The sequence below is a fragment of the Haloarcula ordinaria genome (assembly GCF_029338275.1).
Taxonomy (GTDB): Archaea; Halobacteriota; Halobacteria; order Halobacteriales; family Haloarculaceae; genus Haloarcula; species Haloarcula ordinaria.
In genome coordinates, this window is sequence record NZ_CP119789.1 from 218,309 (window position 1) to 232,199 (window position 13,891).

Consider the following 13,891-nt stretch of genomic DNA (forward strand, 5'->3'; position numbering starts at 1 on the left):
GAGACGAGCAAACGCTCAGAGCGGTCGGCCCGAAATTTGTCTCCGATGAAGACTGGGCAAGTCCTCGCTACGATTCACAGAAGGTCGAAGTGTGGTACAACGAGTCCGACGACCCACCGTTCGATATCCCGCCCCCTGGACAGGTCGGAATACGACATCCAGACGTACGAGGACGAAGAGAAAGAGTACTACGACGGGAGCGACTGGTTCGACCTCCACAACATCGAACTGACCGCAATCATTCGAGTCCCGGTCCTAAGTCACGAATTTGCCAGCGACGGCGAGGGCGAAGTCCAAGGTCCCTATTACGACTGGACTGTCGTCACACTCCGGTTGTCTGCACTCGAATATCTGGAGTCGATGCTGTTCAATTCCCCCGCCACGCAGAAACTGTTGAATCCAGCTGGCGAGTACAGCGTCGGAGACGGCGTTCCGTACACGAGCAAAGAAGTTACCGATAAGGAGAACTTCGGGTGTTCGGTTCTGATAGACCCAACGGAGTATATACTAGCCGAAAACGGAGACTTCGACGATCGAATTGTATCCACTACTTCACACGTCGCTCAGGAAGCGGACCCAGCAGCGGACTACTTCTTCTACGGAGCGCTCCACGAGTTATTCTGGGAGGAGGAGTTCGCAGCCGAAGACCTCCGAAAGGTAAACCCGATCAAATTCTGTGTCGGGCGGGGTATGTCCCGCCGATGGGGTGAAGCGTTCTCCGAAGCACTCGAAGCAAAGCCGTACGCGGACCGGTTCGAGTCGCTCCAGTACCAGAAGTTGACGACGCTGAAAGCCTTCGTCGGCAAAATCGACTACGATTTCCAGGCAGACGTCTATCAGAATACGCCCGAAGAGACGGTCGTCAATATGTACCTGAGTGCGACGACCGACGAGTACGCAGGGGCCGACTGTGTGACGGCTTCGATGTTCTTCACCGGTGTCGCCTACTGGATGACTGGCTGCCATCCGGTGATGGTCCTTGTACAGCGGGTTGAACTGTCTGGCCACTTCTGGGCAGGCTTGCACGATATCGATATGCCAGACCTGTCCCATCTGGGCAACCTGCCCGTCGCTGGATATAGCAATCTCGAAACCGAGCCACACGAAGCGCGGCAGTTCGAGTACACGTACACGGACGTCGAGTGTACGGAAGGCTACCCGTCGATCGGCTTCGACCGGCCGTCGCTCAACAGTTCTCGACGACACATTGCGTGGTCGAATCTCGAACCGTTATCGCTGACGACGCACCTCCCGCTCAACGACGAGTGGGAGCCCGACGTCGATGGCGAGGTCCGAGCGCCGGACGAGGGGAGTTTCAGGAATCTGAAGGCCAATCCGTTCGAGATGAACGTCATCTACCACTTCGAGGAGGAGTGAGCGATCCACCGCCGAGATGGGTAGTGGTTTGGGTCGGCTGCGTACCTACTTCCCCCAGAAGGGGTCCCGCTTGCGCTGCTTCTCTAGGTACATCGACAGCGCCTCGCGCTCGTCGACGGTGATATCCTCGGTGAGTTCCTGCTCGAGGATCTTCGCGTGCTTTTCGGGAATCTCTACCCAGAGGTCGTCGCCCTCCTCGATCTGGCGGCCGACCGTCGGGCCGTCGATGGAGACGGCCATGCGCTCGCCGGTCATGGCTTCGTCGACGTCCTCGCCCTCGTCCTGGATGGTCTTGAGGTGGCCGACCCGTTTCGGCTCGTTGCCGTCCCACTTCACGACGTTGACGTTCCGGCGGAGCGACCCCGAGAGGATCTCGACGCCGACGACGGCGGGGTCGGACTGCCGGAAAGTGTGGTCCTGGAGGATGCGGAACTTCGCCGGGCGGGTGATGTTCTCTAAGATCTGTTCCTGTTGAGCCTCCTCGATGGCGGTGACGTGGTCGTCGTACTCCTCGATGAGCTGGTAGATGACGTCGTTCTCGAACAGTTCGACGCCCTCTTGCTCGGCGAGTTTTCGGGCGTCGTCGAGCACCTCGACGGAGAACGCGAGGATGGCCTGGTGGGTCGGCTCGTTGGCCGTCTCGGCGACGCGGATGTCTCGCGGGGCGACGGCACCGACCTCGGCGCGCATGATAGGAATCTCCTCTTCGGCGAGCGTACTGGAGATGGCCTCCAGCGACCCGAGCGTGTCGGCTTTGACGACGACGCCCTCCTCCTGGGTCGTCACCTCGATTTCGGCGAGTTCCTCCTCGACCTCGGCGATGACCTCGGTTCGGTCGCGGTCACGGATGACGCGGATGGGCGCGCCGGCGATGGCGTCGTCCAGGTCCGGCGCGGCGATCTTCACGCCGTCGGCGGCGGCGACCTCGTCGACCTGCTCGAACTGCTTCTCGGTGCGAATCTCCGCCAGGGGCCGCGGGCGAAGCAGCGCGCGGACGTCGGTGACGATGGGGCCCTGCAGACCGCCGACGACGATGGTGTCGTCCTTCCGGATGGTGCCGTCGTAGATGATGGCGTCGAGCGTCGCGCCGAAGCCCTGCGTGTCCTTGACTTCGAGGACGGTGCCGACGCCGGGGCCGGCGGCGTCGATCTCCATCTCTTCTTTCATGTAGCGCTGGGAAAGGCCCATCTGGACCGTCAGCAGGTCCGGGACGCCCTCGCCCGTCTCGGCGGAGACGGGGACGACGCCGATGTTGTTCTGGAAGTTCTGGACCCGCCAGTACATGTCCGCCGAGAACCCGTTGTCAGAGAGCTCGCCGATTATCTCGTACAGTTTCTGGTTCAGGTCGTCCTGCACGCGCTGGGACTGTTTCTCCATCGTCTGCTGGATGGGCTGGCCCTCGTTGGGGTTCCAGCCCGGAATCGTGTCCACCTTGTTCGCAGCGACGATGAACGGCGTCTGCGTGCGTTTGAGGATGTCGATGGCCTCCAGCGTCTGGGGCTGGAAGCCGTCGTTGACGTCGACGACGAGGATGGCGATGTCGGCCAGCGCCCCGCCGCGTGAGCGCAGCGTCGAGAAGGAGTGGTGGCCCGGCGTGTCGATGAACAACAGGCCCGGCAGGTCGAAGTCCGTCGGGTCGACGAGCTCGCCCGCTATCTCGGAGATGACCGAAAGCGGAACCGCCGTGGCCCCGATGTGCTGGGTGATGGCGCCGGACTCCCCGGCGGTGACGGCCGACCCCCGGATGCGGTCGAGCAGGCTCGTCTTCCCGTGGTCGACGTGTCCCAGGACGGCGACGATGGGCGTCCTGAGGGTCGCGGCGTCCGTCTCTGGTGTGGCGTCGGTGTCAGACATAGATGGCTCCAGAAGTTGTGTTGAGGAAGTTGGCGGTGCCAGTTAAGTTCATCGTCATCGGCTGCAACCGCGTTACTCGGTGACGGTGAACGACCCGGCCATCCCCAGGCTCTGGTGGGGCCGACAGACGTAGGCGTACTCGCCGGCTGTCTCGAAAGTCGCTGCGTACGTGTGGCCGGTCTCGAACGTCTGACTGCCGCCCGGCGTCCCCGTCCAGTCGCTGCCGTCGGGCGTCGACGTCGGCTTGACGTTGTGGTTGCTGCTCGCCCACTCCCACAGGACGGTACTCCCGACGGGGACCGAGAACGTCTCGGGTTCGAAGACGAAGTCGCCGGGGCCGACCGCGACCCGCTGGGCGGCGTCGACTGTCTCGGTGGCTGTCGGCGTCGCAGTCGGCGTCTCCGTGGCGGTCGCTGCGGGCGTCGCGGTCTCGGTCGCCGTGGGCGTCGCTGTCTCGGTGGCCGTCGGTCGGTCCGTTTGGGTGTCTGCCCCGCCGTCCCCGCCGTCTTCACCACTCCCACCGTCTCCACCACAGCCGGCGATCACGCCGGTGAGTCCCGCAGACAGCGCGGCCAGGAAGTGCCGTCGGTCGTCGTTCATACCCACCCTCGGGTCCGGCGGCGCTTAACCCTGGGGCTGACGCCCGTCTGACGGCCCGTGGCGTTTATGTAACCAGACTCGGAAAGAGGGATATGGCAGAGATACTCGCCGAGAACCTCTCGGGGAAGGACGTGATGGGCGCAGACGGTGCCGAACTCGGTAGCCTCTACAACATCACGATGGACCTCTCCTCGGGTGCGCTGAAGAACCTCGTCATCGACCCCGCAGAGACGCTTCGCAACACCGACTTCGAGTACAGCGACCAGGGACGGCTCATCGTCCCCGTCGGACAGGTCCGCGCGGTCAAGGACCACATGATAATCGAACGCTAGATGTACGTCCTCGATTCGTCGGCCTTCATCAACGAGTACCACACCGACGAGCAGATCGCGTCGATACCGCTCGTCCGCGAGGAACTGGAGGGCGAGGCGTCGTTCCGGTTCGACGCGCTCGAAGGGGCCGGGATGCACCTCCACATCCCCGAGGAGAACACCGTCGAGCGCATCGAACGCGCGGCCCGCGAGACGGGCGACCTCGCCGAGCTCTCCGAGACCGACATCCGACTCGTCGCGGCGGCGTTCGAGCTCGACAGCCGACTCGTCACGGACGACTACGCGATGCAGAACGTCGCCGAGAAGCTCGACGTGCGCGTTGAGGTCATCGACCGCGAGGGAATCACCGAGCAGCGCGACTGGCGGTTCCAGTGTCAGGGGTGTGGTCGCGAGTTCGACGAGAACCACGACCGCTGTCCCATCTGTGGCAGTTCCCTCTCGCGGAAGAACCCGGCCTAGAGCGGTCGCTCCTCGAGCGATTCGAGCCCCAGGTCGACGAGCTGCTGGAGCACCTCGTCTTCGGTGATACCGTACCGGCGCGCCAGCATCTCCACCGCCTGGGCCTGGTCGTCGTCACAGACGACCGTGAACCGGGTAGCCATGCCCCACGGTAGACTGACTGCCCGCTTAAACACCCGTCAGACGGCCGTCATGCGAGGGCGCAGCGTCAGAACGGGATGTCGACGCCGATGGCCGAGAGATACTGTATCAGGAACAGGGTCGCGTTCCAGGCACCGTGGGCCAGTGCGGGGACCAGGATGGTCTCGGTGTACTCGTACAGCACACCGAGAATCAGGCCGAGCGACCCGGTGAGAAACACCATCGTCCAGGCGTCGCCCGACGAGAGGGCGAAGACGTGCCCGAGGCCAAAGAGGAGGCTCGCGAGGACGACTCCGGGGAGGACGCCGAACGAGCGACGCATCAGCCCCTGGACGACGCCGCGGAAGACGAGCTCCTCGGCCGGGCCGACCACCAGCAAGGAGAGGGGGATGAGATACAGGAACAGCTCCGGGTTGCCCTGCCCGGTGGTGATAATCTGGTTGGTCGCGACGGTCGTCGAGACGCCGAACACCGACTCCAGCGCCGAGATGATGGCGTTCAGTGCGGCCCCGACGGCGATGGCCCCGGTGAACAGGACGGCGACGCCGCCGACGACCCAGCCCACGTCGGTCAGTCGCGGCGAGCGGAGGTGGAGCAGTGGCTCGTCCTGGCGGAGCCTGAGAGCCCAGAGCGCAGTCACGACGAACCCGGCGAAGAAGGAGGCGTTGACGACGACGTAGAGCGCCGGCGACTGCCGGAGCGCCGCCTGTGATGGGGAGCCGAGTATCGCGACGAAGATGCTCTGAAAGATGGCCCCCAGCAGGAACGCCCCCGCGACGACGGCCAGGGCGCGGACCACGTTGACGACCAGCAGCTCCCTCTCAGCGACCTCGACGTACGGGCGAGTGAGCGCCATACAGTGTGACATAGCGTATGGTGCCGACGTTCAAGACCCCACCGATTACTCGACTCCCCTCTAAACTGTTCAGTCGATGCGGTAGGAGGTCCGCTCGGCGACGGTCCGCGTCTCCTCGGTCTCGACGCCGCGAATCAACCCCCGGGTCGCGTTCTTCCCCCACTCGACGGCGGGCTGGGTGAACGTCTCGACGTCGGCCAGTTCGCCGACGAGGACGCAGGCGGCCTCCATCGCATAGAGCAACGCACCGACCTCCGCCGCGTCGAGGCGGTCGAGCTGGAGGTCGAGCGCCGGCCGGTCGGCTGCCGGGAGGCTGGCCACCGTCGCCTCGTACTCGGCGTCGATGAGTTCGCCCAGGTCGGTCCCCGAGAGGTATTCGAGCGAGTCGTGGTCTGGGTCCGGAATCTGGACGTCGGCCCGCTCGCCGGGGCGGACGAACGTGACCACCTTGTCGCCCGGGCCGGCGCGATACAGCTGCAACTGGGAGTGCTGGTCGGTCGCACCGAGGGCTCGCGCGGGCGTCTGGCCGCGACCCGCCTTCCCGAGGCTCTCGGCCCACAGCTGGGCGAACCACTCGGCGAACACCTCCAGGCGCTCGGCGTAGGGCATCATCGCGTTGACCGACGCCCCTTCCTCTTCCAGGGCGTAGGACACGGCACCGTAGGCGTACGCGGGCGAGTCGAACAGCGACGGTCCGAGGTCGGCGGCCACGCTCGCCCCGCCATCGAGGACGGCCTCGATGTCGAGACCGAGGATCGCCGGCGGGACCAGCCCGACCGACGAGAGCGCGGAGAAGCGCCCCGGGACGCCCTCGGGGACCGGCAGCGTGGGCAGGTCGTGGGCGTCGGCGAGTTCGCGAAGCGGACCCGCCTCGCCCGTCGTCACGACGATGCGGTCGGTCCAGTCCACGTCGGCCCGCTCGTAGGCCTCGCGGACGACCAGGAAGTTCGCCAGCGTCTCGGCCGTCGTCCCCGAGCGCGAGACGACGTTGATAGCCGTGTCGGCGAGCGGCAGGTCAGCCAGCGTCCGCTCGACGTGTTCCGGGTCGACGTTGTCGAGGACGACGTGGCGCTCCGGTTCCTCGGCGAGTGCGGCCGTGATGGCTTTCGCCCCGAGCGCGGACCCGCCGATGCCGACGGTGAGGACGTGTCCCATCTCGGAGACGGGGTCGACGGCCGCGCGAATCGCGTCTGTGTCGGTGGTCTCGGGCAGGTTCAGCGAGGCGTAGCCGAACTCGTCGTCGGCCATCCCCGCCGCGATGCGTTCGTGGGCCGAGGCGACCCGGTCGTCGAGCCGTTCCAGGTCGGCCTCGTCGATTCCGGGGTCCGTCGCCGCCAGTGCAGGACCGATGTCGAGGTGCATGTGCGAGGACTCTCGTGCCGCCCACAAATACTGTTGGCACGCGACCGGACCGTGCCCCACGGTGACGCGACCCACGACGAAACACGGCGTTTATTCACCTCGTCGCCCCTAGCCCACGTGATGACAGACACGCCGGCGGAGACCGGGACCGACGCCGTGCCGGAGCCGTACAACGGCCTCCCGGGCGCGTTCCCCTACGCGTTCCGGGCCAGCGAGTCGTTGCTGTTCAAGGGGTACGTCGCGCTCGCCGTCCTCCTCTCGCTTTCCATCGGACTGGGCTTCGTCCTCGGGCTGGTCGTGCTGTTCGGGCAGTCGGCCGCCGTCGCCGGCGGGACGTTCACGTTCTCGCGGGCCTTCTTCGTCTTCGTCGGCGCGCTCGTCGTCGCGCCGCTGCTCGCGCCCGTCCTGCTCGTCGCCCGCCGTCACCGCCGGACCGGGTCGTCGCTCCGCTACGACCGCGCGCTCGCACTCTCGGCGCTGGTGTTCGTCGCGTCGCTGTACGTCGGCCTCGTCGTGTCGGTGCCGCCGGACCTCCAGGAACCGACCGGCAGCGCCGTCATCGGTCTGCTCTACGCGCTCCCGCAGCTGGCGGGCCTCGCCCCGCCGCTGCTCGCCGTCGGGCTGATGTACGCCGTCCACCGCCGCCTCCGGCGCGACGTAGACGAGTAGGCACCGAGTGGCCCGGGCGAGGTTCGAAACCCCGAAGAAGGCTCGCCGACTATCGGACGCTATGACAACCAAGGAGGGGACCTTTCTCGTCGTCCACGCCGAGGCAGCGACGGTGACGCTGCGAGACGTCGCCGACTCGCAGGTGCTGACCCTCTTGGACAACCCCGGGGTCGAAGCCGGCGAGGTCGTCGACGCCACCGTCGAGGCCGAACCGCCGATGGAGGTGACCTACACGGCCGAGATACGCGAACAGCGGACCATCCCGGTCGAACGGGTCGACCTCGAACCGACGGCCCAGACCAAGTCGCTCGCGGCCGACCAGCCCGTCGGCGAACTGACCACCCGCGAGCGCGCCGGCGAGGGCGAGATTCACGTCCTCACCGTCGCCGACGAACAGACCGACGCCGCCGCCGAGGACGTCGTCGAAGACGAGGCGACGGTGACGCGGGCCGCCCGCCTGGGCGTCGACCGCGTCGAGGTCCGGACCGCCGCCGGCGTCGTCAGCGTCCGGTACCTCCCCGACTGAGCGGGGTCCGGCCTCGGCCGAGCGGGATTGAGAAGGCTTATTCGGAGTCGTACCACACCGTCGCGCATGGTCGAGTACGAGGTCCCGGAGGTCGATTACACCCAGTACACGAACCGCCAGCTGGTGGCGATACCGCTGGCGGTGCTGGTGCTGGCGCTCGCGGTCATCGGTGGCTGGTGGGTCGTGACCGGCGCCCCGGTCACCTATGGCATCGACTTCACTGGCGGGTCGGAGATTACGGTGGAGACGACGCTGTCACAGGAAGAGATTCGCGCCACCTTCGACGAGCCCGTCTCGTCCGTTCAGGGCATCGAACAGGCCGAGAACCGCTACATCATCACGTTCGAGTCGTCTGACATCGACGACATCCGCGACAGCGCCGAGGCGGCCGACGGGATGACCGTGCTGGGCAGCGGGTCGACCTCGCCCATCTTCGGCGAGGAGAACCGGCGGCTCGCGGTACTCGGCCTCGCCGTCGCCTTCGGCGGCATGAGTCTGCTCGCGTTCGTCTTCTTCCGGACCTTCGTCCCGAGCATCGCCATCGTCATCTCGGCGTTCTCGGACATCGTGATCCCCCTCGCTGTGATGAACGTACTGGGGATCAAACTCTCGCTTGGTATCGTCGCCGCGCTCCTGATGCTCATCGGGTATAGCGTGGACTCGGACATCCTGCTGAACAACCACGTGCTCCGCCGGTCGGGCGGCTTCTACGAGTCGACATACCGCGCGATGCGGACCGGGGTGACGATGACAGTCACGTCCATCGCCGCGATGGCCGTGATGGCCGTCACCGCGACACTGTTCGGTATCGACCTGATGGCCGACATCGGCCTCGTGCTCGTCCTCGGACTCTCCGCGGACCTGATGAACACCTACATGCTCAACGTCACGCTGCTTCGCTGGTACAAGTACGAGGGGGTGAACCGATGAGCGCGCTCCGCGAGAACTGGCGCATCGCGCTGCTGGTCGTCCTCCTGCTCGTGAGCGCCGTCGCGCTGTTCGTCCCCGGCACGCCGCCCGGCGCGACGCCCGACGAGGGGGCGGCCGCCGAGGGACAGCTGACCAACCTCCAGTTCGGTATCCAGCTCAGCGGCGGGACCCGCATCCGCGCGCCCGTCGTCGGCATGACCGCGGAGGGCGTGGCCGTCGGCTTCCAAGACGAATCGGACGTGACCGAAGCCGTCGCCGCCGACCTCGGCGTCGACCCCATCGACGTCCGTGCCTCGAACGAGACACAGACCGTCGAGGTGTTCGCGCGGAACGTCACCGAGTCAGAGTTCCGGGCCGCACTGGAAGCGGAGGGCTACCAGCCGGAGACGATACGCGACGGCGTCACCGACGAGACCCGAAGCCAGGTGGTCGACAGCGTCCAGCGCCGCATCACCGAGTCGGCGCTCAGCGGCGGGTCAGTCCAGGAAGTCGCGGTGCCCGGCGGCCAGACGTTCATCAGCATCACCGCGCCCGACCGTGACCGCGGCGAGCTCGTCAGTATCCTCGAGGAGCGGGGTGTCGTCCGCGTCTACGCCGTCTATCCCGTCGAGAACGGCAGCCACGTCCGCGAGCAGGTGCTCGACCAGGACGAGTTCGCCGGCATCGGGACCGCCCGCGAGAGCGACTCGGGGCCGGGCGTCCCGGTCACTGTCGAGGAGAGCGCCGCCGAAGAATTCGCCACCACGATGGCGACGAACGGCTTCGACAGCCAGACCGTCTGTAACCCGAACAACTACAACCACAGTAACCCGAGCAGCCTCAACGGAAACGAACGCTGTATCGTCGCGACGCTGAACGGCGAGCCGGTCTTCGTCGCGCCGGTCACGCAGGGCCTCGGCGAGTCTTTCGCCAACGGTGACTTCGTCAACGACCCGACGTTCGTGATGTCGACGAGTTCGATGGAGGAGGCCCGCGAGGTCGAACTCAGCCTGAAGTCCGGCCGCCTGCCCGCGCCGCTGGACTTCGAGAACGACGACAGCCTCTCGCTGGACCCCGCGCTCGCGGAGGGCTTCCAGCAGAACTCGCTGATCACGGGTATCCTGGCGGTCATCGCGGTCAGCATCGTGGTGTACGTCCGCTACGGGCGCATTGAGGTCGCGGCCCCGATGGTCGTCACCGCGCTCTCCGAGGTGTTCCTGTTGCTCGGCTTCGTCTCGTTCGTCCAGTACCCACTCAACCTCTCACACCTGGCCGGGTTCATCGCCGTCATCGGGACGGGGGTGGACGACCTCATCATCATCGGCGACGAGATCCTCCAGCAAGGGGAGGTCCGGACCGGGCGCGTCTTCGAGAGCCGCTTCCGCAAGGCGTTCTGGGTCATCGGCGCGGCCGCGGCGACGACCATCGTCGCGATGAGTCCACTGGTGGCGCTCCCCCTAGGTGACCTCTCCGGGTTCGCCATCATCACCATCGTCGGCGTCCTCCTCGGGGTGCTGGTCACCCGGCCGGCCTACGGGGACATCCTCCGGAACCTCGTGCTGGACGAGGACTGAGCCGAAGCCGGGGGTTCCGCGTTCGTGTCAATCAGTCCAAAATATTGATAGAATGATTTATTATCCCTGCCGTCCTATATTCACTTCCCGCTGGAACGCGGGGACACACTGGACGACGCATCTCAGACCATCCGTACAGGAGGAGACGGGATGCGTTGGGGGCAACAACCAAGCGATCCGTAACAGGATTCCGAGGTTAACGCTCTGAAGCAGAACCGCCACAGCCCACAACCGCTCCGGCCGGCCGGAACGGTGTGAAGGCCAAGTACCGGACGTCGTGTGAACGGCGCTCGGGAACCTGGTACGCCGCCAAGGCTGGTGAGAGCCCAGCTAAAGCCCGTCAAACGGCAACGCCGGTGGAAGCCCGGCTGAACGGTGGCACACGTGCCAGCAGGGCCGAACGGGTTGTCGAAAACATCTGCCGTCCAGGTCCAAACCGCTTCCGCGGATTCTTCGATTCACTTCCTTCGCCGACGGCGCTCAGAAGTCGCCTAGCGACGACTGCTCGGCAGCGGCGAGCACGTCCGCACACGTCGACCACGAGGTCCGGGCGCAGTCCGGCAGCGTCCCGTGTTCGGCGACGTAGTCGGCCAAAAAGTCGCGGGTCGTGGGGTCGCTCGGATAGCCGGACCCAACCGAACCGTGTGCCTCGGCCAGCCCGTCGACGTGTGCGTCGCGGGCCACTTTCGCGACGATGGACGCCGCCCCCACTAGCGGGTCCGTCTCGTCGGCGCCGTGTTCTGCCCGAATCTCGACCGACACGTCGAGCCGGTCGGCCACACGCCGACCGAACCGTGAGGCGTCGGTGTCACCGGCGTCGACCATACCCGCGAGCCCCTCGGTCGCGACCCCACCGAGCGCTTCGCCGTGGGCGTCGACGGTCAACGTGTTCATGTCCGTCTCGGGGTCATCGATGCGCGCGACCGGAATTTCTGCGACGGCGACGGCGTCGGCTGTCGCTCGAACCGCCCGGTCCAGCTCCTCGCGGCGCGCCGGCGCGATACCCTTCGAGTCGCCCACGCCCTCGGGGAGCGCCGCGGGGTCGGCCCTGACCGCGGCGGCGAACATCGACCCGAGGACGGGGCCCTTGCCGGCCTCGTCGACGCCGAATCGCATGGCTGGTCGGTTCGAGGGCGGGAAAATAGTCGTTGCGGTGGCGTGCACCGAACTGTCGTTGGTGACGACGGTTCAGTACGTCTCGATATCTACTCCCAACCGTTCGAAGTCGTCTACGTTGCGCGTGAGAACCGGTTCTTCGACGATGTCTGCGGTCGCAGCAATGATGACGTCCCCATCGCCGATTGCGTTCCCATCGTTCATCAGTTCCCCAGCGAGGCGGCCAGCCTTCTGCATAACTGCAGTATCAGCGGAGTGTGTCGGTTTCGAGTCGAGCACGGATTCGACCTTCTCCTGTTCGGCTTCTGATTCCATCGCCCTTGCCACCCCGTAGTAGAGTTCGAAGACCGTCATCGTCGAGAGACGCTGTTGAACGAGGTCTTTTTCCAGTTCTCTCGCCTTCTCGACGGCAGCCTCGTCCCCGTTCATCAAGTCGATTAAAAACGAGGTATCCAGAAGCACGTTACACCCGCCTCAGGTCCCCTGCAGTTTCTTCCAGTTCCTCATTCCGTCGTTCTCGACGTTCCTCGACGGCGTCCCTGAGCGCGTCGGCTTCCTCGTCGCTGAGAATTCCAGCGAGTTCGAGAAGTGACCGTTCACCCGCGAGTCGCAAAACCACGTCCGAGAACGTCTCGTCGTCCCGTTTATGCGCGGCGAGACGCTCGTACGCGTCTTCGGAGAGGCGGATGCTCTTCGACATGTGCATACAGTTGTATGCAGACGAGGGAATAACTTTCGCCGCTCACTCCAGCAGGAACTGCGCCTTGTCGAACGGTTCGTCCTCGCCTTCGACGTCGACGACGTCCAGCGCGGTCACCTCGGCCCCGACGCCGAGGAGTCCGGCCAGACTCGGCTCCGTCCGTCCCTCGTCACTGGAGACGAGTTCCTTCACGTAGAGGCCGCCAGCGCCGTGGATGCGGAGGTCGGCGTGGCGGTCGTCAAGGAGTTCACCGGACGCGTCGTAGACCTCGCGCGTCCGTGTGAGGTCGGCCCGACGGTGGGCGACGCGCTGGGGTGTCTCCTGGTGGATGGTCGCGCCGGTGAGCTCCGAGAACGCGGCCTGCAGGTCGTCGGCCGCCACCGGTGCGTCGAACTCGACGTCCATCCGGTAGGTCTTCGATGCCTCCAGTTCCTTCACGCGCTCGACCATCTCGTAGGTCGCGAGGCGCAGGCCCTCGACCTCGACCTTCCCGTCGGCGAAGTCGTTGACGTCGCGCTCCAGCTGGTCGGTATCCACGTCGCGGACCCGGGGTTCGTCGACCTCGATGACGAAGGGGCGGCCGGATTCGAGCATCAGCGCGTCGACGTCCTCGCGGCCCGCGCCGTGGAACGTCGCGCTCTCGCCGTCCATCGCCTCCAGGACGACGGGAGCCGAGAGCTGCTCGACGCTCTCGTCGTAGCGGTAGCCGCTGCCGTCACACCCCTCGCAGGGCTCGCCCTGCCACATACCGGTGCCGTTGCAGTCGTTACAGGGCCACTTCGTCTGGGGGATGTCCCGCTCGAGCTTCCGGTAGCGGCCGTAGACGAACGCGGAGTTGACCTGCACGTCGACCTCGTCGGTCGCCAGGTCGAGCGTGAACTGGACGTCCGGGCGACCGAAATCTACCTCCGCGCCGGTGCGCTGGCCGATGCGCTTGCCGACCTCGCGGTTGAACTCCGTCTTCAGCGCCTCGCCGGCGTCCTCCTCGAGGCCGACGTCCTCGCGGAGCAAGGCGTCGTTCTCCTCTAAGAGCGGCGGGACGCGCGTCCCGACCTGGTAAGTCGCGAAGTCGTAGCCGCGGGCGGCGGTGGCGGCCTGTTCGGCCCACCAGTCGACGCGGTCGGTTTCCGTCTCGCAGACCCAGCAGTCCTCGTCGGGTTCGAAGGGGTCGTCGGCTTCCAGGGCGAGCGTTACCCGGAGGGCGTGGCCCCGTTCGGCGTTCGCGAGGCCGAAACTGCGGTCGGCGAAGAGGCGACCCAGACAGGAGTCACAGAGCGGCCCGGTCTCCAGCGCGGCACGGGCGTCCTCGAGTATCGTCATTGTCGGGGTGATGCGGCGGGTCCGTAACTGCGTTTCGACCTCCTGTGGACTTGCACTGGTTGCGGTAGGACCTCCGCGTCCGTTCACACACCCGAC

Annotated in this window: 16 protein-coding genes; 7 read left to right on the plus strand and 9 right to left on the minus strand. The window is 66.0% G+C overall.

The window, feature by feature from the left end; genetic code table 11:
* The first annotated feature begins 333 nt into the window (after positions 1 to 333).
* Positions 334 to 1,377 (plus strand): hypothetical protein, encoded by a 1,044-nt coding sequence (locus P1L41_RS01180; protein ID WP_276297055.1) that lies wholly within the window; start codon positions 334 to 336, stop codon positions 1,375 to 1,377.
* Between the two features lie 45 nt (positions 1,378 to 1,422).
* Here the strand turns inward: P1L41_RS01180 and infB are convergent, their stop codons facing one another.
* Positions 1,423 to 3,231 carry a translation initiation factor IF-2 gene (infB, locus tag P1L41_RS01185; RefSeq protein ID WP_276297056.1) on the minus strand — a complete coding sequence of 603 codons (1,809 nt, stop codon included), beginning with the start codon at positions 3,229 to 3,231 and terminating at the stop codon, positions 1,423 to 1,425.
* A 72-nt stretch (positions 3,232 to 3,303) separates the two neighbouring features.
* The gene (locus P1L41_RS01190; RefSeq protein ID WP_276297057.1) at positions 3,304 to 3,831 is read right to left on the minus strand and encodes a plastocyanin/azurin family copper-binding protein; all 528 of its coding nucleotides are present in this window, start codon (positions 3,829 to 3,831) and stop codon (positions 3,304 to 3,306) included.
* 92 nt (positions 3,832 to 3,923) lie between these two features.
* Between P1L41_RS01190 and P1L41_RS01195 the strand changes: the two genes are divergently transcribed.
* Together P1L41_RS01195 and P1L41_RS01200 are read left to right on the plus strand one after the other, a co-directional pair.
* Complete coding sequence (locus tag P1L41_RS01195; RefSeq protein ID WP_276297058.1) at positions 3,924 to 4,163, plus strand: PRC-barrel domain-containing protein; 240 nt, start codon at positions 3,924 to 3,926, stop codon at positions 4,161 to 4,163.
* Complete coding sequence (locus P1L41_RS01200; RefSeq protein ID WP_276297059.1) at positions 4,164 to 4,622, plus strand: NOB1 family endonuclease; 459 nt, start codon at positions 4,164 to 4,166, stop codon at positions 4,620 to 4,622.
* Here P1L41_RS01200 and P1L41_RS01205 read toward each other — a convergent pair.
* The 3 genes from P1L41_RS01205 to P1L41_RS01215 form a co-directional block, all read right to left on the minus strand.
* On the minus strand, positions 4,619 to 4,765 hold the full coding sequence (locus P1L41_RS01205; RefSeq protein WP_276297060.1) for a CopG family transcriptional regulator: 147 nt from the start codon (positions 4,763 to 4,765) through the stop codon (positions 4,619 to 4,621). The genes P1L41_RS01200 and P1L41_RS01205 overlap by 4 nt on opposite strands.
* Before the next feature lie 65 nt (positions 4,766 to 4,830).
* A complete protein-coding gene (locus tag P1L41_RS01210) occupies positions 4,831 to 5,619 on the minus strand; it encodes a CPBP family intramembrane glutamic endopeptidase (protein WP_276297061.1) in 789 nt (262 codons plus the stop codon).
* A gap of 69 nt (positions 5,620 to 5,688) precedes the next feature.
* Complete coding sequence (locus P1L41_RS01215; RefSeq protein WP_276297062.1) at positions 5,689 to 6,981, minus strand: glucose-6-phosphate isomerase; 1,293 nt, start codon at positions 6,979 to 6,981, stop codon at positions 5,689 to 5,691.
* A 120-nt stretch (positions 6,982 to 7,101) separates the two neighbouring features.
* On the opposite strand from P1L41_RS01215, the gene P1L41_RS01220 reads away from it, so the two are divergent.
* The 4 genes from P1L41_RS01220 to P1L41_RS01235 all read left to right on the plus strand — a co-directional run bounded on the left by P1L41_RS01220 (position 7,102) and on the right by P1L41_RS01235 (position 10,659).
* Entirely contained in the window at positions 7,102 to 7,650 is a 549-nt protein-coding gene (locus tag P1L41_RS01220) for a DUF8056 family protein (RefSeq protein ID WP_276297063.1), read from the plus strand.
* Between the two features lie 61 nt (positions 7,651 to 7,711).
* Positions 7,712 to 8,176, plus strand: a complete 465-nt coding sequence (locus tag P1L41_RS01225) for a DUF5812 family protein (RefSeq protein WP_276297064.1) — start codon at positions 7,712 to 7,714, stop codon at positions 8,174 to 8,176.
* Positions 8,177 to 8,242: 66 nt separating this feature from the next.
* A complete protein-coding gene (gene secF / locus P1L41_RS01230) occupies positions 8,243 to 9,106 on the plus strand; it encodes a protein translocase subunit SecF (RefSeq protein ID WP_276297065.1) in 864 nt (287 codons plus the stop codon).
* Positions 9,103 to 10,659, plus strand: coding sequence for a preprotein translocase subunit SecD (locus P1L41_RS01235; RefSeq protein ID WP_276297066.1), 1,557 nt, complete (start codon positions 9,103 to 9,105; stop codon positions 10,657 to 10,659). Before secF ends, P1L41_RS01235 begins: the two co-directional genes overlap by 4 nt.
* A 480-nt stretch (positions 10,660 to 11,139) precedes the next feature.
* Here the strand turns inward: P1L41_RS01235 and rnhB are convergent, their stop codons facing one another.
* From rnhB to P1L41_RS01255, 4 genes are all read right to left on the minus strand, one after another.
* Complete coding sequence (rnhB, locus tag P1L41_RS01240; protein WP_276297067.1) at positions 11,140 to 11,775, minus strand: ribonuclease HII; 636 nt, start codon at positions 11,773 to 11,775, stop codon at positions 11,140 to 11,142.
* Positions 11,776 to 11,847: 72 nt separating this feature from the next.
* A complete protein-coding gene (locus P1L41_RS01245) occupies positions 11,848 to 12,237 on the minus strand; it encodes a type II toxin-antitoxin system VapC family toxin (RefSeq protein WP_276297068.1) in 390 nt (129 codons plus the stop codon).
* A 1-nt stretch (position 12,238) separates the two neighbouring features.
* The gene (locus P1L41_RS01250; RefSeq protein WP_276297069.1) at positions 12,239 to 12,475 is read right to left on the minus strand and encodes an antitoxin VapB family protein; all 237 of its coding nucleotides are present in this window, start codon (positions 12,473 to 12,475) and stop codon (positions 12,239 to 12,241) included.
* Between the two features lie 42 nt (positions 12,476 to 12,517).
* Complete coding sequence (locus tag P1L41_RS01255; RefSeq protein WP_276297070.1) at positions 12,518 to 13,795, minus strand: tRNA pseudouridine(54/55) synthase Pus10; 1,278 nt, start codon at positions 13,793 to 13,795, stop codon at positions 12,518 to 12,520.
* Positions 13,796 to 13,891 lie beyond the last annotated feature (96 nt).